This is a genomic window from Pseudomonas sp. D1-36 (assembly GCF_051132205.1).
Lineage (GTDB): Bacteria > Pseudomonadota > Gammaproteobacteria > Pseudomonadales > Pseudomonadaceae > Aquipseudomonas.
In genome coordinates this window covers 2,860,628-2,885,213 of the sequence record NZ_CP071674.1, presented here as the reverse complement: position 1 = coordinate 2,885,213, position 24,586 = coordinate 2,860,628, and the positions used below count along the sequence as shown (strand labels likewise).

The 24,586-nt window shown below is 61.7% G+C and carries 23 protein-coding genes; 15 read left to right on the top strand and 8 right to left on the bottom strand.

The features are described 5' to 3' along the window. Positions 1-45 precede the first annotated feature (45 nt). The 5 genes from J3P76_RS12835 (at position 46) to phnE (ending at position 5,384) form a co-directional block, all read left to right on the top strand. Positions 46-1,485, top strand: a complete 1,440-nt coding sequence (locus J3P76_RS12835; RefSeq protein WP_434611437.1) for a hypothetical protein — start codon at positions 46-48, stop codon at positions 1,483-1,485. 668 nt (positions 1,486-2,153) lie between these two features. Beyond that, positions 2,154-3,005: a putative selenate ABC transporter substrate-binding protein gene (locus J3P76_RS12830; RefSeq protein ID WP_434700804.1), complete on the top strand. Its 852-nt coding sequence runs from the start codon at positions 2,154-2,156 to the stop codon at positions 3,003-3,005. Next, positions 3,002-3,799, top strand: a complete 798-nt coding sequence (locus tag J3P76_RS12825; protein WP_420763956.1) for a phosphonate ABC transporter ATP-binding protein — start codon at positions 3,002-3,004, stop codon at positions 3,797-3,799. Before J3P76_RS12830 ends, J3P76_RS12825 begins: the two co-directional genes overlap by 4 nt. After that, positions 3,793-4,620 (top strand): PhnE/PtxC family ABC transporter permease, encoded by an 828-nt coding sequence (locus J3P76_RS12820; protein ID WP_434700803.1) that lies wholly within the window; start codon positions 3,793-3,795, stop codon positions 4,618-4,620. Before J3P76_RS12825 ends, J3P76_RS12820 begins: the two co-directional genes overlap by 7 nt. After that, positions 4,617-5,384, top strand: a complete 768-nt coding sequence (gene phnE, locus J3P76_RS12815) for a phosphonate ABC transporter, permease protein PhnE (RefSeq protein WP_434700802.1) — start codon at positions 4,617-4,619, stop codon at positions 5,382-5,384. Before J3P76_RS12820 ends, phnE begins: the two co-directional genes overlap by 4 nt. Before the next feature lie 12 nt (positions 5,385-5,396). Here the strand turns inward: phnE and J3P76_RS12810 are convergent, their stop codons facing one another. Continuing rightward, complete coding sequence (locus J3P76_RS12810; protein WP_434700801.1) at positions 5,397-6,638, bottom strand: OprD family porin; 1,242 nt, start codon at positions 6,636-6,638, stop codon at positions 5,397-5,399. 330 nt (positions 6,639-6,968) lie between these two features. On the opposite strand from J3P76_RS12810, the gene J3P76_RS12805 reads away from it, so the two are divergent. The 8 genes from J3P76_RS12805 (at position 6,969) to J3P76_RS12770 (ending at position 15,109) form a co-directional block, all read left to right on the top strand. Then, on the top strand, positions 6,969-7,907 hold the full coding sequence (locus J3P76_RS12805) for a LysR family transcriptional regulator (protein WP_434564048.1): 939 nt from the start codon (positions 6,969-6,971) through the stop codon (positions 7,905-7,907). Between the two features lie 101 nt (positions 7,908-8,008). Next, entirely contained in the window at positions 8,009-8,812 is an 804-nt protein-coding gene (locus J3P76_RS12800; protein ID WP_434700800.1) for a putative hydro-lyase, read from the top strand. Positions 8,813-8,838: 26 nt separating this feature from the next. Beyond that, entirely contained in the window at positions 8,839-9,387 is a 549-nt protein-coding gene (locus J3P76_RS12795) for a hypothetical protein (RefSeq protein WP_434700799.1), read from the top strand. Between the two features lie 46 nt (positions 9,388-9,433). After that, entirely contained in the window at positions 9,434-10,375 is a 942-nt protein-coding gene (locus J3P76_RS12790; RefSeq protein ID WP_434564051.1) for a LysR family transcriptional regulator, read from the top strand. Between the two features lie 87 nt (positions 10,376-10,462). After that, positions 10,463-11,839 carry a UDP-glucose dehydrogenase family protein gene (locus J3P76_RS12785; RefSeq protein ID WP_434700798.1) on the top strand — a complete coding sequence of 459 codons (1,377 nt, stop codon included), beginning with the start codon at positions 10,463-10,465 and terminating at the stop codon, positions 11,837-11,839. A 168-nt stretch (positions 11,840-12,007) separates the two neighbouring features. Continuing rightward, positions 12,008-12,715 carry an HPP family protein gene (locus J3P76_RS12780; RefSeq protein ID WP_434564052.1) on the top strand — a complete coding sequence of 236 codons (708 nt, stop codon included), beginning with the start codon at positions 12,008-12,010 and terminating at the stop codon, positions 12,713-12,715. Between the two features lie 133 nt (positions 12,716-12,848). Further along, positions 12,849-13,955: an enoyl-CoA hydratase/isomerase family protein gene (locus J3P76_RS12775; RefSeq protein ID WP_420763947.1), complete on the top strand. Its 1,107-nt coding sequence runs from the start codon at positions 12,849-12,851 to the stop codon at positions 13,953-13,955. A gap of 2 nt (positions 13,956-13,957) precedes the next feature. Next, complete coding sequence (locus J3P76_RS12770; protein WP_434700797.1) at positions 13,958-15,109, top strand: acyl-CoA dehydrogenase family protein; 1,152 nt, start codon at positions 13,958-13,960, stop codon at positions 15,107-15,109. A gap of 125 nt (positions 15,110-15,234) precedes the next feature. On the opposite strand, the gene J3P76_RS12765 is transcribed toward J3P76_RS12770, so the two are convergent. The 7 genes from J3P76_RS12765 to pssA all read right to left on the bottom strand — a co-directional run bounded on the left by J3P76_RS12765 (position 15,235) and on the right by pssA (position 23,326). After that, on the bottom strand, positions 15,235-16,008 hold the full coding sequence (locus J3P76_RS12765) for an enoyl-CoA hydratase (protein ID WP_420763945.1): 774 nt from the start codon (positions 16,006-16,008) through the stop codon (positions 15,235-15,237). A gap of 14 nt (positions 16,009-16,022) precedes the next feature. Continuing rightward, the gene (locus tag J3P76_RS12760; protein ID WP_434700796.1) at positions 16,023-17,150 is read right to left on the bottom strand and encodes an acyl-CoA dehydrogenase; all 1,128 of its coding nucleotides are present in this window, start codon (positions 17,148-17,150) and stop codon (positions 16,023-16,025) included. Between the two features lie 9 nt (positions 17,151-17,159). Next, positions 17,160-18,347 carry an acetyl-CoA C-acyltransferase gene (locus J3P76_RS12755; RefSeq protein ID WP_434700795.1) on the bottom strand — a complete coding sequence of 396 codons (1,188 nt, stop codon included), beginning with the start codon at positions 18,345-18,347 and terminating at the stop codon, positions 17,160-17,162. Positions 18,348-18,358: 11 nt separating this feature from the next. Beyond that, complete coding sequence (locus J3P76_RS12750; RefSeq protein WP_434700794.1) at positions 18,359-19,120, bottom strand: SDR family NAD(P)-dependent oxidoreductase; 762 nt, start codon at positions 19,118-19,120, stop codon at positions 18,359-18,361. 16 nt (positions 19,121-19,136) lie between these two features. Continuing rightward, complete coding sequence (locus J3P76_RS12745) at positions 19,137-20,801, bottom strand: AMP-binding protein (protein ID WP_434700793.1); 1,665 nt, start codon at positions 20,799-20,801, stop codon at positions 19,137-19,139. A gap of 153 nt (positions 20,802-20,954) precedes the next feature. Then, positions 20,955-21,971, bottom strand: coding sequence for an AraC family transcriptional regulator (locus J3P76_RS12740; protein WP_434611462.1), 1,017 nt, complete (start codon positions 21,969-21,971; stop codon positions 20,955-20,957). A gap of 11 nt (positions 21,972-21,982) precedes the next feature. After that, on the bottom strand, positions 21,983-23,326 hold the full coding sequence (pssA, locus tag J3P76_RS12735) for a CDP-diacylglycerol--serine O-phosphatidyltransferase (RefSeq protein WP_420763939.1): 1,344 nt from the start codon (positions 23,324-23,326) through the stop codon (positions 21,983-21,985). A 124-nt stretch (positions 23,327-23,450) separates the two neighbouring features. On the opposite strand from pssA, the gene J3P76_RS12730 reads away from it, so the two are divergent. Further along, positions 23,451-24,017 (top strand): TetR/AcrR family transcriptional regulator, encoded by a 567-nt coding sequence (locus tag J3P76_RS12730; protein WP_434702038.1) that lies wholly within the window; start codon positions 23,451-23,453, stop codon positions 24,015-24,017. Between the two features lie 87 nt (positions 24,018-24,104). Further along, entirely contained in the window at positions 24,105-24,584 is a 480-nt protein-coding gene (locus J3P76_RS12725; protein ID WP_434611466.1) for a DUF1348 family protein, read from the top strand. The last annotated feature ends 2 nt before the right edge of the window (positions 24,585-24,586 follow it).

The window sequence follows — 24,586 nt, the reverse complement described above, 5'->3', positions numbered from 1 at the left end:
GAGCCTGCGCCCGCCACTACAAGACCAATAACACAGGTGAACCCAATGTCTGACACTCCTGCGCAGCGGGGCGAAAGTCCATACATCCCGCTCGGTCCTTTCAAGGTCCGGTTGCCGTTTCTCCATTACAAGATCGAACTTCCAGACTACCTCCAAGGCTTGTTGATGTGTGCCGTGGACCTGGCCGCGATCCCGCTGATGACCGAACTGCTGGGCATGCCTTTCGAAGTCGCGCTTGCCGTGGTGATGCTCAACGGCTTGCTTTACCTGGCGCACCATTTGCTCGGTGACCCGACCGTTCCTGGCTGGATCACGCCGGCGGTTCCTCTGTTGATGGCTTACTGCGCGCAGTTCCCAATGGGCCCGGAGCGTGTCCATGCCTTGATAGCCTTCCAACTGATGCTTGGCGTATTTTCAATTGCCCTGGGGGCGACTGGAATGGCGAAAAAGGTTGTGGAATTCGTGCCCTCGGCAATCAAGTCCGGCATCATCGTCGGGGCTGGCTTGAGTGCCGTGATCGCGGTGTTCCAGGTGGGCGGGAAATTCAATGTACTGCCCTGGACCATCTCCATTGCGGTGGGCATAGCCTTCTACCTGATCTTTTCCCAGCACTTCAACGAGCTCAAGCAACGCAACCGCTTCTGGTGGAACTTCGCCAAGCTCGGCATCCTGCCGATCATCCTGCTGGCGGTGGTGATTGCACCGTTGTTTGGTGAGGCGCCATGGCCGACGATTCAGTGGGGAATCAGCCAACCGGACTTTGCCGGATTGTGGAATGACTACACCGTCTTCGGTCTGGGCATGCCGCCAGTCTCCATGTTCATCTCAGCGTTGCCAACCATGCTGGCGGCCTACATCATCGTGTTCGGCGACGTGCTCAGCGCCAAATCGCTCCTTGATGAGGCAGAAACCGTGCGCACCGACGAAGTCGTCGACTACAACGCCGATCGCGCTCACCTGATCTTCGGCGCGCGCAACGCGTTCATGAGCATCTTTGGTCCCGATGTCGCCATGTGCGGGCCAAAATGGGCCGCGATGCTGGTGGTCGTGATCGAGCGTTTCAAAGGTGGACCGAAGGCAATGAAGTCGATCATTGGCGGCGTCGGGTCGTTCCGCTGGGGTACCAACAGCGGTCTGCTGTTGTTGCCGGTCGTCACGCTGGTACAGCCGATTCTCGGTGTCGCCTTGTCACTGACGCTGCTGATCCAAGGGTACGTTAGCGTACGCCTGGGCATTCTCGAAGCCCGAAGCCAGCGTGACCTGGGCATCGCGGGCGTGATTGGCGCGGTGCTCGCGATCAAAGGCGCGAGCTGGGCATTTGGAATTGGCGTTGTGTTGTGCTTGCTGATCTACGGCAAGAACTTTTTCAAGGGGGAGGTGGATGGGACGTTTGCCAAGGACCTGAAGGCGCCGGGCGGCAACCCTGTCAGAGATGTCGGGTCGGCCCCCGCGATCAGGCGGGTTGCAACGGAGAATGTGCTTTAACCTGGGCGACGTGTCCGTCGATATCAGCCGGGCCGCAGCTGCAAAGCTCCGGCCCGGCATCCCTCGCTTGGACGTTAGGAAAATTCTGGTAGCGAGCGTGTGAGCCGGAAACAGTCCAAGCCGTTAGTGAGCGCCGATGTCGAGAGGTGGATTATGAATGTGGGTCAATCTTCTGATTTTCGAGAAGCGGGGTTACTGGAAGTGGACAACAGGAAGGGAGCGGATACGTAAACATCTTGTTTAACATAATATACATTATGTGAACCTTCGTATGGAGCTACCTGGGGCGTGGGCAGACAGATTTGAAGCCACGATCGCCACCTCAGCACGTTCACACTGAGCATGAACGGTCACAGCGTCATGCAACCGGACAGCAACTGTAATGAGCAGCATTGCAAGGACTGCGGACTTGAACAGTCAGGATTTTCGACGGACACAAGACACGCACTGGTCGGCACATGGATCTGCTCGGTCCACAGTACGAAGCCCCATCGGTCATGCTCGGCCTGCGTTATTGGCTCTGAGGCAACAGGATGTAGCAAGCGACACAGCCATTTACCTGATCACCGGAAACGATCAAAATCGCCCCCATTCGTCTACCCTCACAACGCGCCCGGCAAGAATGCCAGGTGATTGAACCTTTTTGCTTTCACGCACCGGAGATTTCCATGCTCAAGCGTTCCCTGGCTTTGGCCGTCGGTTTCACCCTGATCCTGAGTTCTGTCCTGGCGCAGGCCGCCGACACCCTGAAAGTCAGCGCGATTCCCGACGAAGCGCCGACCGAATTGCTGCGCAAGTTCAAGCCGCTGGGTGCTTATCTGGAGCAGCAGATCGGCATGAAGGTCGAGTTCGTACCGGTGAGCGACTACCCCGCGGTGGTCGAGGCATTGGCCACCGACCGCATCGACATGGCCTGGCTGGGCGGTTTTACTTTCGTCCAGGCTCGCCTGAAGACCGGCAACGCCATTCCATTGGTGCAACGTGAGCAGGACGCGCAGTTCACCAGTAAATTCATCAGTGCCAACCCGGCCGTCAAATCCCTGCGCGACCTGAATGGCAAGACCTTTGCCTTTGGCTCTGTTTCGTCTACTTCCGGCAGCCTGATGCCGCGTTACTTCATGCTCCAGGATGGCATCAAGCCGGAAATCTACTTCAGCCGCGTGGCCTACTCCGGTGCCCATGACGCGACGGCGGCGTGGGTCCAGGCCGGCAAGGTCGATGCCGGCGTGCTCAACGCCAGCGTCTGGGAAAAACTGGTGGCCGCCGGCAAGGTCGACACCAGCAAGGTCAAGGTCTTCGCCACCACCCCAGCGTATTTCGACTACAACTGGACGGTGCGCGGGACCCTCGACCCGGCGGTGGCCGCGAAGATCAAGGCCGCGTTCCTGGCGCTCGATCCGGCGAACCCAAAGGACAAGGAGATCCTTGATTTGCAAGCCGCCAGCCGCTTCATCGAAACCAAGCCTGAGAACTACAAGGGCATCGAAGAAGCCGCACGCGCCGCTGACCTGCTCAAATGACATTGCGTTTGACCCAGGCCAGCGTCATCCACGCCAACGGCGCCCAGGCGTTGCGCGGCGTGGACCTGCACCTGCGCGCAGGGGAACAGGTCGCGATCATCGGCCCGTCCGGCGCTGGCAAGTCCAGCCTGCTCAACGTCCTTGCCACCGCGCTGCGGCCAGGCCACGGTGAAGTAGAAGTGCTGGGCGAGCGGGCCTGGCAGCTGTCGGCGCGCCAGCGCCAACGCCTGCGTGCACGCATTGGCTTGATTCATCAAGCGCCTCCCCTGCCCCCGCGCCAACGTGTGGTCACCGCAGTACTGGCCGGCAAGCTGGGGCAATGGGGAATCGGCAAAAGCCTGCTGAACCTGTTCCATCCGCTGGATATCCCCGGGGCTCGGGCAGCCTTGGCCCGTCTGGACCTGGGGGAAAAACTGTTCGTGCAATGCCAGCAATTGTCCGGCGGGCAGCTGCAACGCGTCGGCATCGCCCGCGTGCTTTACCAGGCGCCGGAGGTGTTGCTGGCGGATGAACCGGTATCGGCGATGGACCCGGTGCTCGCCGAGCACACGCTCTCGGTGCTCTGCCAGCATGCCCGGGAGCAGCAGGTCACCCTGGTGACCAGTCTGCATGCGGTGGACCTGGCGCTTGCGCATTTTTCGCGAATCATTGGTTTGCGTGACGGCCAGATTCTCTTCGACTTGCCGACCGAAGCGGTTGATCGCAAGCAGCTCGATGCACTTTATGCCAATGAGCAACTGGAGTCGCTGTCGAGCCCACCGCCGCCGTCGAGCGTGCAGATTCCCCGATGCTGACGCGTGACGCTCGGGACCCCGCCGCCCTCCCTCGCCTGCTCCTTGGCCTGCTGGCCATTGCCCTGCTGTGGCCGGGTATCCATTTCAGCGAATTGGACCTGGGTGTGCTGCTGGCCGGCGATAGCCAAAGCGAGATGGGCCGGTTCGCCGCCGCGTTCTGGCCGCCGGCCCATGACGAAACGTTTGTCGAATTGCTGCTGCAAGCCACGCTGCAGACGCTCGCCATCGCTACCGCCGGCATGGCCTTGGCACTGCTGTTGGCGGTGCCCGCGAGCCTGTTCGCCAGCCGGGCGCTGTCGTTGTCGGCCGCGTACCGCGCAGGCAGGCCTGGCCTTTGGGGTCAGTGGCTGCGTTGGCCGGTCCGTGGCCTGCTCATCTTCCTGCGCAGCGTGCCGGAGATTGTCTGGGCGTTGCTCTTCGTCCGGGCCGTCGGTCTTGGCCCCACCGCCGGGGTATTGGCCATCGCCATCACCTACAGCGGCATGCTGGGCAAGGTCTACGCGGAAATCTTCGAGTCGGTTGACCAGCGCCCCGCACACGCGCTGATGCAAGCCGGAAGCGGTCGGCTCGCCGCCTTCTGCTACGGCATCTTGCCCAACGTCGCCGCCGAGCTGCTGTCGTACACCGTGTACCGCTGGGAATGCGCCATCCGCGCCTCGGTGGTGATGGGCTTCGTCGGCGCTGGTGGACTGGGCCAACAGATGGACCTGTCGTTGCGCATGTTCGCCGGCGGTGAAGTCGCCAGCCTGCTGCTGACTTTCTTGATATTGGTGCTGCTCGCCGACCAGCTCAGTCGCGTGCTGCGCTGGAGGTTGGCATGAGTCGCCTGCTCAACGCGCTGTTGCTGCTGTGCATCGGCGCGGCCGTGGTTGCCTCGTTCGTCTATCTGGGTATCGACCTGGACGCCCTTGGCGAAAACTCGAATCTCAAGCAAATGGCCGCTTATGCCCAGCGTTTCCTGACCCCTGACCTGAGCCCGACCTACCTCAAGGCGATCGGCCATGGCGCGCTGGAAACCATCGCCATGTCCGCCCTTGGCACACTGCTCGCGGCAGTGCTGGGTTTGGCCTTGGCGCTGCCCGCCGCCGGGCGCCTTGGCTGGCCGTTGCAGAGCGTGTCGCGCCTGTTGTTGAACGCCTTGCGCGCGGTGCCGGAGCTGGTATGGGCCGCGCTGATGGTGCTTGCCGCCGGGCTTGGCCCCAACGCCGGTACGCTGGCGCTCGCCCTGCACACGGTCGGCGTGCTCGGTCGATTGTTTGCCGAAGCCTTGGAAAACACTCCGTCGCAACCCGCCGATGCCCTCCGCCTGCAAGGGGCCAGCGCCCTCTGGGCGTTCTGCTACGGCACGCTGCCCAACCTGATGCCGCAACTGTTGGCCTACACCTTGTACCGCTGGGAAAACAACATCCGCATGGCCAGCGTTCTAGGGTTCGTCGGCGCCGGCGGCCTGGGCCAGATGCTCTACGTCAGCCTCAGCCTGTTCCAGGAGGCGCAAGGCAGCACGGTGATCCTGGCGATGTTGCTGCTGGTCTTCACCGTCGATACGTTGAGCAGTTGGAGCCGTCAGCGTTGGGTCAAGGCTTGACGGCCTGGGGACTCACCACAACGCCATCGTATAGCTGACGATCAAACGGTTCTCATCCAGGTCATTGCCGAAGTTCGAACGCACCGTTGCATTGCGCCATTTGAAACCCAGCCCTTTCAATGTGCCGTCCTGGATCACATAGGCAATGTCGGTGTTGCGCTCCCATTCCTGGCCCTCCCCTGGCGCGCTGCGTTGCACGTTGTCGCCACTGATGTAGCGGGTCATGAATGTCAGGCCCGGCACACCGAGGGCGGCGAAGTTGTAGTCGTAGCGGGCTTGCCAGGAGCGTTCGTCGGTGTTGGCGAAGTCGCCGATCTGCACGAAGTTGACCAGATAGGGATCGCTGCGGGAGATGTAGGGGAATGGATCGTCGCCGCTCATGCGCTGATAGCCCAGCCCGAACCCGTGGCCAGCGAGGCTGTAGGTGAACAGTGCGCCGAACGCTTGGTTATCGATCCTGCGGAAACTGCCGTCCTCGGTGCTGCGCGAGTAACGCACGTCGCTTTTCAGTGACTGGCCATCGCCCAGGTCCAGGGTGTGGACGAAGCCGAGGTAGTTCTGCTGGTAGATATCCTCGAGCTTGCCGTAGCGGTACTGCGCCGTGAGATTGGGCAGAAGCTGGTAGTCCGCCCCGGCGAACTGGAACCTGTCGCTGGTGCCGCCGATGCGATTGGCGGTCATGTCTTGATAGTCGGTGGAATCGACGAAATTGATCTGGGAGAGCTGCCCGGCGGTGAGCTTGAGGCGGTCGATTTCCTGCACGTTCAACAGCCCGCCCTTGAAGGTGCTCGGCAATAGGCGCGTGTCGTTGGAATTCACCACCGGGTCCTTGATCTGCAGCGTCCCGGCTTTCAGCGTGCTGTTGGACAAGCGCATTTTCGCGGTGAGCCCGACTTCGCCGTAGCGATCCTGGGAGCCACCGGACAGGTCCGCGGGCAAAAGATTGGTACCCGCCGTGCCGCCGCCCGAGTCCAGCTTGATGCCGGCCATGGCCAAGGCGTCGAGACCAAAACCCACGGTGCCGGCCGTGTACCCCGACTCCAGGCGCAACAAGAACCCTTGCGCCCATTCCTCGGCCTTGTCCCGAGCGCCCTCCTGCCTGAAATCGCGGTTGAAATAAAAATTGCGAGCTTCCAGGCTGGCCTTGCTGTCGCCAATGAAATCGGCATGGGCCACCGGCGCGCCGATCAGGCCCAGGCCGAGCAAGGGACCAATGGGCGAACGGCTCCAGTGGGTATCGATGAAACAGGGCATGGCGTGCTCCTTTTTGTGGGCGCGAACGATCCCTTCGGGGACGGCGTACGCGCCTCGCTTATTATTTGGGGCAGTGCGGATACTGTGGCGAGTGAGCTTGCTCCCGCTGGGCCGGTCCGACGCCTCGGGCGCAGCGGCCCCATTCACGCTGAGCGCTGCGCGCTTAAGCGAGCAAGCTCCCTCGCCACGGGGCGGATTCTTCGCAGTGGCGCGATACAGCGTCAAACGGGAAAAAACCAGGTGCGGACATAAGAAAATTTGATGCGCGCCGAAGCCCTATCTGGAGTAACAATTGCAACGATAAGAACGATAAACGCCAAGAGAGCCACCATGAACCTCAAGTTCCTCGAAACCTTCGTCTGGGTCGCTCGCCTGCAAAGCTTCAGCCTGACCGCCGAAAAGATGTTCAGCACCCAGGCCGCGATTTCCAGCCGGATCGCCTCGTTGGAAGACGAGCTGGGCCTGCGCCTGTTCGTGCGTGATTCACGGGGCGTGTCATTGACCCCGGAAGGCACCAAGGTCCTTGAATATGCCGAGCGAATGCTCGACGTCCAGCGCGAGTTGAAGCAGTCCCTGGACAACAGCACCCCACAGCAAGGCCTGGTGCGCATCGGTGTGATGGACACGGTGATTCACACCTGGCTGAGCCCGTTGATGTCGATGCTGATGCAGGCGTTTCCCGCCGTGGAGATCGAAATCACCGCCGACGCGGCGCGAAATCTTTGTGAGCAGCTGCAAAAAGGTTACCTGGACATCGCCTTCCAGACCGACCTGGTCCGCCACGAAAGCGTGCGCAATCTCGAGCTGGGGCATTACCCGATGCACTGGATCGCCGCCAGCCAATCGATTTACGCCCGGCCCTACGCCTCGCTGGCGGAAATGGCGAGCGAGCGCATCATCACTTTCGTCAAGCATTCACGGCCTCACCAGGATGTGCTCAACCTGCTGTATGCCCATGGCGTCGGTACGCCGAGGGTCAGTTGCGTCAATTCGGTATCGGCGATGACGCGACTGATACGCGACGGTTTCGGCATTGGTGCGCTGCCCGCGGCGCTGGTGACCAAGCCGCTGGCCCGTGGCGAGTTGATCCAGCTGGAACCGGGCGCGCCCCTTCCCCAGCTCGATGTCGTCGCATCGTGGCGGGCCGGCGTGGGGCTCGAACTGATCGAAAGCATCGTGCACATGAGCCGCCAAGTGGTCTGCCAGTACGCCACGGACGTCGGACCGCAACGCATGGTCGCGGCACCGGGGCTGTCGACGGTCGAATAACTTTTACTTGTCAGGGGGTAGCAATTTTCCTTGTTGGACGCCATCGCCGGGATTTTCTAAAAAGGACTCACTCAGAAAAAGAACCCAACGGAGCCCCTGCGATGAGTCCATCAGCCCTGTCCCTCGAGCAACTGCAGCAGTGTTCACCGCAAGCCTTGCGCCAGAAAATCGCCGCCGGGCAATACCACGGCCATACCAGCGGCCTGGGCCAGGGTCGGGTCCAAGCCAATATCGTGATCCTGCCGGGAGACTGGGCCGACGAGTTCCTGCGCTACTGCACGCTCAACCGTCAGGCTTGTCCGGTGCTGGACGTGACGGAACCGGGTGACCCCTTCCTGCGCAACCTGGGCGCTCCCATCGACATCCGCCACGAGGTCCCAAGCTACCGGGTCTTTCACCACGGAGAGATAAGTGAGGAACCTTCGGACATCGAACACCTTTGGCGCGATGACCTGGTGACTTTCGCCCTCGGCTGTTCGTTTTCTTTCGAGCAACCGTTGCTTGAGGCCGGCATTCGGATGAGGCACATCGACCTGGGTCGCAACGTCGCCATGTTCCGCACCAACATCGACACACGCCCCACCGCGCGACTGTCTGGCAAAATGGTCGTGAGCATGCGCCCGATGAAAGCGGCGGCGGCGATCCAGGCGATCCAGATCACCGGGCGCATGCCCGGCGTCCATGGCGCCCCGGTACACATTGGCGATCCATCGTTGATCGGCATTGAGTCCCTGGAGACGCCGGACTACGGCGATGCGGTACCGGTCGAAAGCGATGAAATACCGGTATTCTGGGCCTGTGGCGTGACGCCGCAATCGGTGGTCAAGGCGTCGCGTCCGCCGCTGTGTATCACTCACGCGCCGGGTTGCATGCTGGTCACCGATCTATGGAACAGCGCATTGTGATGTATCGACCCGGAGACGGAGATTTGATGAACAGCCCGCGACGATCGATCGAGCAGTACATCCGCGCCAAGGACGGCAACCGCCCCCACCTGCTGGACCAGGCGTTTACCAATGACGCGACCCTGGACATGGTGGTATGCACCGGATCCATTTCATTCCCCGATCATGTCCAAGGCCGTGGCGCCATCGGTGATGTGCTGGTGAGCCGTTTCAACCAGACCTTCGAGAACGTCTACACGTTTTGCCTGGACGCTCCTCCTGCGTCCAACGCCGAGACGCTACAGTGCCGTTGGATGGTCGCCATGGCGGACAAGCACAGCGGTGAAGTCCGGGTCGGGTGTGGCCGGTATGACTGGCGATTCAGGCCCCAGTCATGGTTGGCTGAGGGACTCACCATCACCATTGCACACATGAAAACCTTGCCTGCAGACGATCTATCGGCAGTCATGGCCTGGGTGTCGCGTTTGGCGTACCCGTGGTGCAGCGTTGATGACGCCATGGATGCGGTGCCGGATTCAAGCGCGCTTGAAGACGTGATCCAATACCTGTCAGTCAGGAGTGATCGAACGGTTTGATCGCCCTTGGATTTCCCTGCCTCTTCGTTTCAAGGAGCTGCCCGACATGAATATCAAGTTCCTGGAAACCTTCGTCTGGGTCGCCCGCTTGAAAAGCTTCCGGCTGACGGCGGAAAAGCTCTTCACCACCCAGGCGTCGATTTCCAGCCGTATCGCGGCCCTTGAAGATGAAATGGGCGTGCGCTTGTTCGTCCGCGATCCTAAGGGCGTGTCGCTGACATCCGAAGGCCTGCGGGTACTCGAATATGCCGAGCGCATCATGGAAACCATGCAAAGCATGAAGGCGGTGATCAAGGATCCCCGTCAGGTGCGCGGTCGGATCCGCATCGGCGCGATGGACACGGTGATCCATACCTGGCTCAGCCCGTTGGTGACACGGCTGATGGAATGCTACCCGGCCCTGGAAATCGAGTTGTCGGCCGATACCGCGAGCAACCTGTGCTCGCAGTTGGAAAAAGGCTATCAGGACATCATCTTCCAAACCGACATCCTGCGCCTGGACAGCGTGCGCAATACGCTTTTGACCCGTTATCCGATGCATTGGGTGGTGCGCACCGGCTCCGCCTATGACCGCGATTATGCTTCGCTGGAAGAATTATCCCAGGAGCGCATCGTGACCTTTTCGCGCAACTCGCGTCCGCACCAGGACATCCTCAATTTGCTGCACTCGGCCAATATCGTCTCGCCGCGCATCAATTGCGTGAATTCGGCGTCGGCCATCACGCGGCTGGTGCGCGACGGCTTTGGCATAGGCGCCATGCCCGCGGCCCTGGTTCAAGGCGAACTGGCCCAGGGCACGTTGAGGCTGGTGGATGGCGTGCCGCTGCCCTCGGTGATGGACGTGGTCGCCAGCTGGCGCACCGGCGCGGGCATGGAGCGGGTCGAAGACATCGTCACCCAGACCCGGGAGGTGGTTGAAGAATTCAGCGCGCAACTGCCTGCCCAATACCGGCTGGCGGCGGACCCTGCCCCGGCAGGCTGTCAGTGAACTGCAACATCCTCGCCCTATTCTGAAACGAGCGCACCGCGGTGTACCGCTGGGTGCGGCCGCTCGGGATGGTCCAGGGAGTTCGCCATGAAGATCAGCGTGTTCGGCAGTGGTTACGTTGGATTGGTGCAAGCCGTCGTGTTGGCCGAGGTCGGTCATGACGTGGTGTGCATGGACATCGACGAGCAAAAGATCGAGAACCTGCGCCAGGGCCAGGTGAGTATTTTCGAACCCGGCCTGGCGACGCTGGTACGCGAGGGGCTCGATGCCGGGCGCTTGCGTTTTACCAGCGACGAACAAATGGCCGTCCGGCATGGGCAGGTCGTGTTCATCGCCGTCGGCACGCCGTCCAGGGAAGACGGCTCGGCGGACCTGCGCCAAGTCCTCGCCGTCGCTGAAGCCGTTGCCCGCTACGGCGAACAGCCGCTGGTGGTGGTGGAAAAGTCCACCGTGCCGGTGGGCACTGGCGATATCCTGCGCGCCCACATCGATAAGTGCCTGCTCAAGGCCGGGCGCCTGCTGCAATTCGATGTCGTGTCCAATCCCGAATTTCTCAAGGAGGGCTCCGCGGTCTCCGATTGCCGGCGTCCCGATCGCATCGTGATCGGCTGTGAGCGCGAGGAAGTTCGGGAAACCATGCGCGAGCTGTATGCGCCATTCAACCGCAACCACGACCGGATCCTGTTCATGGACGTGCGCAGCGCCGAGCTCACCAAATACGCGGCCAACGGCATGCTGGCGACCAAGATCAGCTTCATCAACCAGATCGCCGAACTGGCCGAACACCTTGGTGCCGACATCGAGTCGGTGCGCCAGGGCATAGGGGCTGACTCGCGCATCGGCTATCACTTCATTTATCCCGGTTGCGGCTACGGCGGTTCGTGCTTCCCCAAAGACATGCGGGCCTTGATTCATACAGCGCGGCAAGCCCATTGCGCCAGTGACCTGCTGCAGGCGGTGGAGTCCATCAATCTGCGGCAGAAACACAAACTGTTCGAACGCATCAATGCTTACTACCAGGGCGACTTGCACGGCAAGAACTTTGCCCTGTGGGGCCTGGCCTTCAAGCCCAACACCGACGACATGCGCGACGCCCCCAGTCGCATGCTCCTGGAAGCGTTGTGGGCGGCTGGGGCCAACGTCCGCGCGTTTGACCCCGAAGCAATGCAACAGACCCAGCTGCTCTACCCCAACGAGCCGAAACTGATGCTGATGGGAACGCCAGAGTCAGTCCTGGCCGGCGCCGATGCGTTGATCATCTGCACCGAATGGCAGTCGTTCAAGGCCCCCGATTTCCAGCTGATCCGGCAGCGCCTGAACGCGCCGGTGATTTTTGATGGGCGAAACCTCTATGAACCGGAACGCATGGCGGACAGAGGTTTCGTCTATTTCCCGATGGGCCGCGGACAGTCATGCAGCTTGCCCATTGCCCACCAGCCTTGGTTGCAAGCCAGAAGCGCTTGATCTAACTACAAAATAAATGAACTCAACCAGCATTAATATGAATTTGTAAGCAAGAGAGCCGAGCGGCACACTGTGCTCCGTTCCTCCCCCAAATGTTGGAACACTTAAAGGGCTTTCTGGGATTCTCCCGTAAGCCCCTTTTTTGTTGGCTTTTTGGATCTCCGCTTAATGTTTTCTCGCTGGTTCCCCGCTGCTATCAATACCCGTCCCACCGAATGGAGCCGTGCCGCGATCGGCATGGCTTTAGGAACAATGTTCAGTGTCTGGCTCTGCGGCCAGGTGTTTGGCCTCGAAGTGGCGCAACACCTGATCGGCCCTCTCGGGGCCTCGGCGGTATTGTTGTTCGCCGTGTCGTCGGGCGCCCTGGCCCAGCCTTGGTCGATTTTTGGCGGTTACCTCTGTGCTTCAGTCGTGGCGTTGCTGGTCGCCCATGTGCTCGGCCGAACACTGGGCAGCGCTTGCCTGGCGGCCGGCATGGCGCTGGTTCTGATGTGCTGGCTGCGTTGCCTGCACCCGCCGGCGGGGGCCTTGGCGGCCACGCTGGTGCTGGCGGATCATTCGATCATTGCCCTGGATTGGCAGGCGCTTGGCGCTTCGATGCTGGCCGGCTCCGGTCTGCTCGCCTTCGCATTGGCCTACAACAACCTGACGCGCGTACGCTACCCCAAGCGCGCCAGCGAGCCGGTCGCCGCCATTCCGGCCGACCACCCGCCCGTGGATCGCCAGGCCATCACCGCCGAAGACTTGAAGCTTGCGCTCGAGGAAATGGAAGCATTCTTCGACGTAACTCCCGAGGATCTCGAACAATTGATCCACGCCAGCGAGCGCCATGCCAAGCGCCGCAGCATCACGGAGGTGCTGTCGGGTCGCGGTTGAGCCTGTGGCTGCTATAAATATGCAGACAGGACCTGCACGTATCCCGGTTGTGCAATGCAAATTTGCACTGTTACGATCCCGACCGGGTACGCGCGACATTATTTATAAACACAATAAAAGCAGGGAGTTAGCGATGACAGCTCAGGTTTCATCCCAAGCTGCGGACGGCGTCGAGACCGCGCCATACGAGGTGCTGTTCGACGTCCGCAACCACATTGGCCACTTGACCCTGAACCGCCCCGCCGGCCTCAATGCCCTTACCTTGGGCATGGTGCGCAGCATGCAACAGCAACTCGATGCCTGGGCGCAGGATGCGCAGATTCGCGCGGTGGTCCTTCGCGGTGCCGGCGACAAGGCGTTCTGTGCCGGCGGTGATATCCGCTCGCTGTACGACAGCCACAAGCAGGGCGATACCCTGCATGAAGACTTCTTCGTCGAGGAATACGCCCTCGACTTGACCATCCACCACTATCGCAAGCCCATTCTGGCCCTGTTGGACGGTTTCGTGCTGGGCGGCGGCATGGGCCTGGCGCAAGGCGCCGACCTGCGGGTAGTGACCGAGCGCACTCGCCTGGGCATGCCTGAAGTGTCCATCGGTTATTTCCCGGACGTGGGCGGCAGTTATTTCCTGCCGCGCATTCCCGGTGAGCTGGGGATCTACCTGGGCGTCAGTGGTGTGCACATCCGCGCCGCCGACGCGTTGTACTGTGGGCTCGCCGACTGGTACCTCGATAGCCGCAAGCTTGCCCAGCTCGATGAGCGTCTCGATCGACTGGAGTGGCGCGATACCCCACTCAAGGACTTGCAAAGCCTGCTGGCAAAAATGGCGGTTCAACAGCTACCTGCACCGCCCCTCGCCGATTTGCGGTCCGTCATCGACCATTTCTTCGCTCTGCCCGATGTGCCGAGCATGGTCGAGCAGTTGCGTCAGGTCACGGTTGCCAACAGCCATGATTGGGCGATGGAAACCGCCAATCTGCTGGAAACCCGCTCGCCGTTGGCCATGGCGGTGACCCTGGAAATGTTGCGTCGCGGCCGTCACTTGAGCCTGGAAGACTGTTTCGCCCTCGAGCTGCACCTGGACCGCCAGTGGTTCGAGCGCGGTGACCTGATCGAAGGCGTACGCGCCTTGCTGATCGATAAAGACAAGCGCCCGCGCTGGAACCCGCCGACCCTGGAGGCGCTGGACGCCTCGGTCGTGGCGAGTTTCTTCGACGGCCTCGACTACCACGGGAATTGATCATGCAAGACCTTGAGCTGACCGAAGAACAAGTGATGATCCGCGACATGGCCCGTGACTTCGCCCGCGGTGAAATCGCGCCCCACGCTCAGGCCTGGGAGAAAGCCGGGTGGATCGACGACGGCCTGGTGGCGAAGATGGGCGAGTTGGGCCTGCTGGGCATGGTCGTGCCGGAGGAATGGGGCGGCACCTATGTCGATTACGTGGCCTACGCCCTCGCCGTGGAAGAAATCTCCGCTGGCGACGGTGCCACGGGCGCATTGATGAGCATTCATAACTCGGTGGGTTGCGGGCCGGTCCTCAATTTCGGCACCGATGAGCAAAAGCGGGCGTGGCTGGCGGATCTTGCCAGCGGCCAGGCGATCGGCTGCTTTTGCCTGACCGAACCCCAGGCCGGCTCCGAAGCCCACAACCTGCGCACCCGCGCCGAGCTGCGGGACGGCCAATGGGTGATCAACGGCGCGAAGCAGTTCGTCAGCAATGGCAAACGGGCGAAGCTGGCGATCGTCTTCGCTGTGACCGACCCGGACCTGGGCAAGAAAGGCATCTCGGCGTTCCTGGTGCCGACCGATACCCCGGGCTTCAATGTCGATCGCTCCGAACACAAAATGGGCATTCGCGCTTCCGACACCTGTGCGGTGACATTGAGCAACTGCACCGTGCCCGAGGCCAATCTGCTGGGTGCCCGAGGCAAAGGCCTGGCCATTGCGCTCTCCAACCTCGAAGGCGGTCGCATCGGCATTGCCGCCCAGGCACTAGGCATCGCCCGCGCAGCGTTTGAAGCGGCCCTGACCTATTCCCGCGATCGTGTTCAGTTCGACAAGCCAATCATCGAGCACCAGAGCATCGCCAACCTGCTGGCCGACATGCACACCCGCCTGAACGCCGCCCGCCTGCTGATCCTCCACGCCGCGCGCCTGCGCAGCGCTGGCAAACCGTGCTTGTCGGAAGCGTCGCAAGCCAAGCTGTTTGCTTCGGAAATGGCCGAGAAAGTCTGCTCGTCGGCGATACAGATCCATGGGGGGTACGGGTATCTGGAGGATTATCCGGTGGAGCGCTACTACCGGGATGCGCGGATTACCCAGATCTACGAAGGATCTAGCGAAATACAACGCATGGTCATTGCCCGCGAACTCAAGCACTACCTGGCGTAACGGCGGGAAAAACATCGCGAGCTAGCTCGCTCCCACAGGGTTTGGAGGCGTACGCAATGGCGCGTACACCTCAGATCCACTGTGGGGCCGAGCTAGCTCGCGATTGGGTCAGTCGGAACGCCGCCTTACTTGTCCTGGAACGCCGCCGCACGCTTGGCCACGAACGCCGCCATGCCTTCCTTCTGGTCCTGTGTCGCAAACGCGGCGTGGAATACCCGCCGCTCGAAACGCACGCCTTCGGACAGGCTGACTTCAAAAGCGCGGTTGACGCTTTCCTTGATCATCATGCTGATAGGCACGGACTTGGAGGCGATCAGTGCCGCCGTCTTCATTGCATCGTCCAGCAGCTCATCAGCCGGCACGATCCGCGCAACGATGCCGCAACGCTCGGCCTCGACCGCATCGATAAAACGCCCTGTGAGGCACATTTCCATAGCCTTGGCCTTGCCCACGGCGCGGGTCAGACGCTGGGTGCCGCCCATGCCCGGCAGCACGCCGAGGTTGATTTCCGGCTGGCCGAACTTGGCGTTGTCACCCGCCAGGATGAAGTCGCACATTAACGCCAACTCGCACCCGCCGCCCAAGGCAAAACCGTTCACCGCCGCAATGATCGGCTTTCGGCGATTGGCAACGCGATCGCTGTCGCTGAACAGATCGTCCAAATAGATTTGCGGGTAGGTCAGCTCGGCCATCTCTTTGATGTCGGCGCCGGCGGCGAAGGCTTTTTTCGAGCCGGTCAGCACGATGCAACCGATCTGCGGGTCCGCCTCCAGGCTGTCCAGCGCCTGGTTCAGCTCGCTGACAATCTGCGCGTTGAGCGCATTCAGCGCCTGAGGACGGTTTAGCGTGATCAGGCCGACGCGGTCCTTGATCTCCAACAAAATCGTTTCGTAATTCATGCAGGATTCCTTGTTCAAAGATTGCGCGAAATGACCATGCGCTGGATATCGCTGGTGCCTTCGTAGATCTGGCAGACCCGCACGTCGCGGTAGATGCGCTCCAGCGGGAAATCGTTGAGGTAACCGTAGCCGCCCAGGGTTTGCAGCGCCTTGGAGCAGACCTGCTCGGCCATTTCCGAGGCGAACAGTTTGGCCATGGATGCTTCCACTAGCGCAGGCTGGCCGCCATCGCGCAGGGCTGCGGCATGATGAACCATCTGCCGTGCCACGGCGATTTGAGTCGCCATGTCGGCCAGGCGGAACGCCACGGCTTGATGTTCGATAATCGGTTTGCCGAAACTTTGGCGCTCACGGGCATAGTCGCGCGCCGCTTCGAATGCCGCGCGTGCCATGCCCACCGACTGCGCGGCAATGCCGACCCGCCCGCCTTCCAGGTTCGCCAGGGCGATCTTGTAGCCCTCGCCCTCTTCTCCCAGGCGATTGGCCACAGGCACCTTCAGGTCCTCGAAGAGGATCTGGCAAGTGTCGGAGGCGTGCTGGCCGAGTTTGTCTTCGACCCGCGCCACGCTGTAGCCCGGCGAGTCGGTGGGCACGATGAAAGCACTGATACCGCGCTTGCCGGCGCTCGGATCGGTGACCGCAAACACGATGACCACCCCAGCGTTCTGCCCGGACGTGATGAACTGCTTGCTGCCGTTGAGCACGTAATGGTCGCCCTCCAACCGCGCCCTGGTCTTCAAGCTGCTGGCGTCGGAGCCGGCCTGAGGCTCGGTCAGGGCAAAGGCGCCGAGCATCGTGCCGCTGGCCAGGGGTGTGAGGAACCTGGCTTTCTGCTCGTCAGTGCCGAATTTCAGGATCGGCACGCAACCCACCGAGTTGTGCACACTCATGATGGTCGAGCACGCGCCGTCGCCGGCGGCGATTTCTTCCAGCGTCATCGCGTAGGCCAGGTAACCGGTGTCGCAGCCGCCCCACTGTTCCGGCACCAACATGCCGAAAAAGCCCAGCTCGGCCATTTCACCAATGGCCTCCTTGGGAAAACGATGCTCGCGGTCCCATTCAGCCGAGAACGGTTTCAAACGCTCCTGGGCGAATTGCCGAGCCATGTCGCGGATTTGTGTCTGTTCTTCAGTCGGGAGCATGGCAGTTCCTTAGTACAGGCATTCGACGGCCATGGCCGTGGCTTCGCCGCCGCCGATGCAGATGGCCGCGACGCCGCGCTTGAGGCTCTTCTGGCGCAGGGCCGACAACAAGGTCACCAGGATCCGTGCGCCGGATGCACCGATCGGATGGCCCAGGGCGCAGGCGCCCCCATGGACGTTGACCTTGTCATGGGGGATTTCCAGCTTGTCCATCGTTACCACGCCCACCACGGCAAAAGCTTCGTTGACTTCGAACAGATCAACCTCGCCCAGCGACCAGCCAGTCTTGCCCATCAGCTTCTTGACCGCGCCAATCGGCGCCGTGGGAAACAGGCCCGGGGCGTCGGCAAAGGCCGCATGGCCATGGATGACCGCCAGCGGTTTGAGGCCGCGCTGTTGCGCCTGGCTCTGGCGCATCATCACCAGGGCTGCGGCGCCATCGGAAATCGAGCTGGAGTTGGCCGCCGTCACGCTACCGCCTTCGCGGAACGCCGGTTTGAGCGTGGGGATCTTGTCGATGCGTGCCTTGGGCGGTTGCTCGTCGTGGCGAACGGTGACCTGTTCCTTGCCGACCATGACCTGCAACGGCACGATTTCGGCATCGAAACTGCCATCCTCGATTGCCTGTTGCGCGCGGGTGGTGGACGCGATGGCGAAGGCATCCTGGGCCTCACGGCTGTAGCCGTTGGCCTCGGCGCAGTCTTCGGCAAAGGTGCCCATCAGGCGCCCCTTGTCGTAGGCATCTTCGAGGCCGTCGAGGAACATGTGGTCCAGCACCTTGCCGTGGCCCATGCGCAAGCCGGCGCGAGCACGGTCCAGCAGATACGGGGCGTTGGACATGCTTTCCATGCCGCCCGCCACCACGACGTCGGCGCTGCCGGCGACGAGCATGTCATGGGCGAGGATCGCTGCTTCCATGCCCGAACCGCACATCTTGTTGAGTGTGGTGCAACGGGTCGATTTGTCGAGCCCGGCGCCGAGGGCTGCCTGCCGTGCCGGCGCCTGGCCTTGGCCTGCGGCGAGCACACACCCGAACAACACTTCTTCAACCGTGTCCGGTGCGATGCCGGCACGCTCCACGGCAGCCTTGATGGCGGCGGAACCCAGCTGCGGCGCGGTCAGACTTTTGAGTTCGCCCTGGAAGCCGCCCATCGGGGTGCGGACAGCGCTGACGATGACAATTGGATCATGGGACATGACAAATCCTCCTATTTGGCGGCCATGCGCAAGGCGCCGTCGAGACGGATCACCTCGCCGTTGAGCATGCTGTTTTCAATGATATGCCGGACCAGCGCCGCGTACTCGGCGGGTTTGCCCAGGCGCGGCGGGAACGGCACGCCGGCGGCCAGGGAGTCGCGCACTTCCGGGGTCATGCCGGCCATCATCGGGGTTTCGAAAATGCCCGGCGCGATGGTCATCACACGGATGCCGAAGCGTGCCAGCTCACGGGCGGCCGGCAGGGTCAGGCTGGCGATCGCGCCCTTGGATGCGGCATAGGCTGCCTGGCCGATCTGGCCGTCGAAGGCCGCCACCGACGCGGTATTGATGATCACACCGCGCTCGCCGTCGGCGTTGGCTTCGGTTTCGGCAATGGCCGCAGCGGCCAGGCGCAACAGGTTGAAACTGCCGATCAGGTTGACGTTGATCACCTGGCTGAAACTGGCGAGGGCGTGAGGACCGTTCTTGCCGAGGATCTTCTCGCCGCGCACGATCCCTGCACAGTTGACCAAGCCGTTGAGGCCACCAAACGCATCGACCGTGGCCTTGATCGCCGCTTCGGCGGCTGCTTCGTTGCTGATGTCCGCGACCACGCTCTGGCAGCCAAGCTTTTGCGCCTGGGCGGCCACGGCGTCGGCGTTGAGGTCCAGCAGCATCACCTTGGCGCCGGCCTTGACCAGCATTTCACCGGTGGCCGCGCCGAGGCCGGAAGCGCCACCGCTGACGAGGAATATCTTGTTGTCGATCTGCATCATGGTTTCCTTGGATTCAAGCTGAAACGTTCTTCGCCGCAGCCTCTTGAGCTTTGGCGATTTCCTGGTTGCGCAAGATAAAGCGCTGCAATTTGCCGCTTGGGGTTTTCGGCAAGTCGCTGACAAATTCGATCTCTCGCGGATACGCATGGGCAGCGAGGCGCTTGCGCACGTGCAGCCGCAGCTCTTCGGCCAGCTCTGGCGCGGCGCGGTACTGGGCGCTGAGCACCACAAAGGCTTTGACCAGCTCGGTACGTTCCGGATCGGGCTTGCCGACCACGGCAGCTTCGACCACCGCCGGATGCTCGATCAACGCGCTTTCCACATCGAACGGGCCAACGCGATAGCCGGACGTGGTGATCACGTCATCGCTGCGCCCGACGAAGCTGATGCTGCCGTCCGGATTGAACTCGACGGTGTCGCCACTCAGGTAATAATCGCCGACGAAGGCCTTGGTCGGCCCGCCCTGGTAGCCGGCGAACCAACACATGGGTGACTGGCTACGGTCGACCGCAAGAATGCCCGGTTGGCCGACGCCCAACTCCTGATGGCTTTCATCCAGCACCACGATGCGATGGCCCGGCGAGGCAAAACCCGCGGCGCCCTGGTGCACCGGATGCTTGAGGCCGTGGTGATTGCACAGCACCATGCCCAGTTCAGTCTGGCCGTAATGGTCGTGGATCACCACGTCCAGGTTGTCGGCGAACCAGCGGATCACTTCCGGATTCAGCGGCTCGCCGGCGCTGCTGACGATGCGCAGCTTGCCTTTGATTGAGCGGGCGAACTGCTCGCCGCCAGCGATCAGCAGGCGATAGGCCGTTGGCGAGCCCGCGAGGTTGGTGATGCCGTATTTATTGATGACCCGGCAGGTGCTGTCCAGGGTGAACGGGCCGTCGTAGAACGTGATCGGATGCCCCATCGCCAAAGGCCCGGTCACGCCAAAATAGATGCCGTAGGCCCAGCCGGGATCGGCAACGTTCCAGAACGCGTCTTCGGGGCGCAGGTCAACGGCGTCGCGCATGTAGCTCTGGAACGCCATGATCGCCTTGAGCGGCACCGACAACGCCTTGGCCGGGCCGGTGGTGCCGGAGGTGAACATCAGCAGGAACGGGTCTTCGCCAGTCAGCATCAGGGGTTCGCACTGGTTGGGCTGATTGGCGACTTCGGCCCAGAAGCTGAAATCGCCACGAACGATGCCCTCGCCCTTTTTCCCGCCGACCGTGACGACGATGGGGCAATCGGCAACCTCAGTGAGTTTTGGACGGTTGACGGCGTCAGTGACCACAACCCGTGCCCCGGAGCTGCCGAGGCGGTGTTCGATGGCTTTCGGGCCGAACGCGGTGAACAGCGGCTGGTACACCGCGCCGATGCGCCAGGTGGCGAGCACCACGATCAGTAATTCGGCAGTGCGCGGCAACAGGCCGGCCACCCTGTCACCCTTGCCGACGCCCTGGGCGCGCAGGAAATTGGCGAAGCGCGCCGCGTTGTCCTGCAGGTCACGGTAAGTCCAGGTCGCGTCACTGCCGTCACGGCCCTCCCAAAACAAGGCGATGCGCCCCGGCAAGGTGTGCCTGTCGCAGCATTCGACGCAGGCATTGAGCGCTTCGAGCGAGCCGTGCAACGAGGCATTGACGGTGTTCAGGTAATCGAACTGCGACGTGGCGGACGAATAATCGCGCATGACCAGAATCCCTCTGTACTTTTTATTGGTGGGGGGAACCGTGAATAGCAGGGAAATACTCGCGCCGAAGAGGCGGCGCGGCAATGGTCAAAGCCTTCAAGTTGCTTGACTGGTTTGGCCATGGACCAAAGTAGGCGTTGGCTGTGCGGGCCGTCAGCCCGCCTCGTTGAGAATCAAGCTGCGATAGTGCCCAGGATTGGACCCGGACCACTTGCGAAACGCCTTGTAGAACGAACTGGCGTCGGCGAACCCCAGGCGCGAGGCGATTTCCACGAAACTGATGGAAGGTTCGGCCAGCCAGGCAATGGCCAGTTCCTTGCGGACGCCGTCCTTGAGGCCCTGGTAGGTTTGCCCCTCCTCTGCCAGGCGTCGGCGCAGGGTCGAGGCGGAAACGCATAACCGCTGGGCCAGGGCTTCGGTTTCCGGCCACTGCTCGGCGGGCAGCTGGCGCAGGTCATGGCGAATGCGGCTGGAGAGGCTTTGCGGGTCGCGGTACTTGACCAGGATATTCGCCGGTGCCTGGGCCAGGAAGCGCTTGAGCTCCTCGGGACTGCGGCGGATGGGCAGGTCCAGGCAGTCGGCGGAAAAGATCATCCGCGTACGGGGCCGGTCGAAGCGCAGGTTCTGGGAGAACATGACGCGGTAATCATCACAGAAGTCGGGCTGCGGGCACCGCAACTCGACGGACAGGATCGGAATGCGTCGCCCGGCCAGCCAGCAGGCCACGCCATGGACGATCATCCAATAGGTGAAATACGTGAAGGCCCGGCGCGGTGTCTGGTCTTCTTCGAGCAGGACAATTTCCGCCAGGCTTTGTTGGCGAGCCCATTGCGCCGGCAGGTGTTCGAGCATCAGCGAAAGGAACCCCAGCCCCGCCGTCAGCCCGGAGGCCAATGTCGGCTGGGCCATGGCGCAGCGGCACAGAAAGGCCAGGCTGCCGGACTTGAGCTTGCGCGGGTCCATGCCGAAAAATTCATCATCCAGGCGCCTCGCCAGCAGGCGCCAAAGCTGCGCATAGGCATGGGCCGGGACCCGCGCCAGGGCATCGCCGAGCAACGCCGGGTCGATGCCCACTTTGCGCAGCACCTCGTCGGTCGCAGCGCCAGGGGCACAGCTTTGCAGCAGTGCTTCGCGCACCAAGTGGACCGAGATGGTGTCTTTTTCCGACATGGCCTGGGTTTTCACAGGATCCGGTAAAGCAGACGCTCTATTCGCACCCGGCTGACGCGCTTGAGGAACTTGCCCACCGCTGCGGGGTAATCCGGCAGGGTTTCCAGGTCCAGGTAGCGTTCGATTCGCTGGGTGTGCCGATAGATCCGCTCGAGCTCGGCCTGGCGCGGTCCCGACAACTCGCCCTTGGGATCGTCCAGCAACAGGGCATTTTCCAGGTCCAGGCGAAACGCCCGTGGGTTGAGGTTGTTGCCGGTGAGCAAGGTATAGCGCTCGTCCACCCACATGCCCTTGAGGTGGTAGGTATTGTCGCCGTCTCGCCACAGGTGCAGGTTCAACTGGCCGCTGTCGATGTAGCGCTGGTGCCGCTTGGCGAAGCGACGCAGGCTGATTTCGTACAGGTAGGGCAACGCAGCGATGATCTTGAACGGCTCGCTCGCAGGAATATAAAAATCGTTGGCGGTCTTGTCGCCAACGATGATGTCGATTCGCACGCCGCGAGCCAGGGCACGGTTGATTTCCCGCGTTACAGCCAATGGCAGGTTGAAATACGGCGTGCAGATGGTCAGTTGCTTGCGGCTGCCGGCGATCAGTTCACCGATCACCCTGCTCAGCGGGTTGTTCTTGCCGACGCCCAGCAACGGGCTCACCGACAGGCCATTCTTGTCGAGGCTGCCCGCCGTGGTGTCGTAGGCCGCGTACTTGAGGCGGCTGCGCAGGTCGCCGATGTCCTTGCGCAAACTGCGGGTGCTGGGCAGGTCCGGCAGGTCAAGGCGATGCACGGCCCTGGAGGCGATCAGGCCATGTTGCACCAGATGATGCATCGAATCGGCCAGCGGGGCGTTCTGCAGCAGGTGATAACGGTCGTAGCGGTACTTGTCGAACTTGTGCAGGTAGACGTTGTTGAGGCTCGCACCGCTGTAGAGCACACAGTCGTCGATCACGAAGCCTTTGAGGTGCAGTACCCCGAACAGCTCGCGGGTCTGCACCGGCACGCCGTAGATCGGCACTTCGCTGGCATGGGCGCGGGTCTGTTTTTGATACCACGCCGAGTTGCCCGGCTGTTTTTTGGCCCCGATCAGCCCACGTTGCGCCCGCAACCAGTCCACCACCACCGCAATGTCCAGTTCGGGACGTGCGGTTTTGGCGGCATGCAAGGCATCGAGGATTTCCTGGCCGGCCTCGTCCTCTTGCAGGTAGAGGGCGACGATGTAGATGCGCTGGGTGGCCTGGGCGATTTTCTCAAGCAGGCAACGGCGAAACTCGGCGGCACCGTCGAGGATCGTCACGGCGTCGGCGGTGAGTGGAAAGCTGCGCAGCTTGGGCAGCAAGGAACGTTTGAAAAGCGACGGCATAGGGCTCGCAAAAAGTCGATTCCGAAGAACCGATGAGCTTACACCATGACGCGTGGCTTGGGGTCTCCCCGTCGAGATGAAAAAATATTTGACCAAGGAGAATGACCGTTCTACTTTAAGTCGCATGAACGAAATCACTGGCACTGAAACACGAGACATCATCCTTGATGTCGCCGAAAAGTTGATCTACAGAAGTGGCATCGCGGCCACCGGCATGGATCTTCTGGTAAAAACCGCCGGCGTCTCCAGGAAGAGTATCTACCGCTACTTCGCCAACAAGGAGGAGCTCGTCGTCGCGGCGCTCAAGCGCCGTGATGAACGCTGGATGCAGTGGTTCAGCAGCGAAGTGGGCAAGGCGCCGACACCCCTCGCACGTTTGTTCAGCCTGTTTCCCGTGCTCAAGGGCTGGTTCCAGAGCGAAGGCTTCCGTGGTTGTGCATTCATCAACACAAGCGGCGAAACCGGCGACCCTCAGGATCCGGTCCGCCAGGTTGCGAAAATGCACAAACAGGCATTGCTCGACTATGTGACCCGCTTGTGTACCGAACAGGGTATTGAGCAGCCGCACGTGCTTGCCCGACAGCTGCTCATCCTGATTGACGGCGCCATTACCCTCGCGCTCGTCATGGGCGATCACGATGCTGCCGATCAGGCCCAAGACGTCCTGAAGATGTTGTTGGCGATTGAATAAGCAACACGTGTAAACCGCAGGACCGCTCGTAAAGACCCTCGCTGTAAAGCAATCGTGCAACCCACGTTCATTATCTGGAGATTGGCCATGTCGTCCTCTGCCGAAGTTCGCCCACCGCTGCCACCTTTCACTCGTGAAACAGCTATCGAAAAAGTTCGCCTGGCCGAAGACGGCTGGAACGGTCGTGACCCGCAGAAAGTATCGCTGGCCTACACTCTCGATACTCAATGGCGTAACCGCGCTGAATTCGCCCATAACCGGGAAGAAGCGAAGGCGTTTTTGACCCGCAAGTGGGCCAAGGAACTCGACTACCGGCTCATCAAGGAGCTCTGGGCCTTTACTGGCAACCGTATTGCCGTGCGCTACGCCTATGAATGGCACGACGACTCGGGCAACTGGTTCCGCTCCTACGGCAATGAAAACTGGGAATTCGATGAGAACGGCCTGATGGCCAACCGCTACGCCTGCATCAATGACATGCCGATCAAGGAAAGCGAACGTAAATTCCATTGGCCGCTGGGCCGTCGGCCGGACGATCACCCAGGCCTTTCTGAGCTGGGGCTGTAACC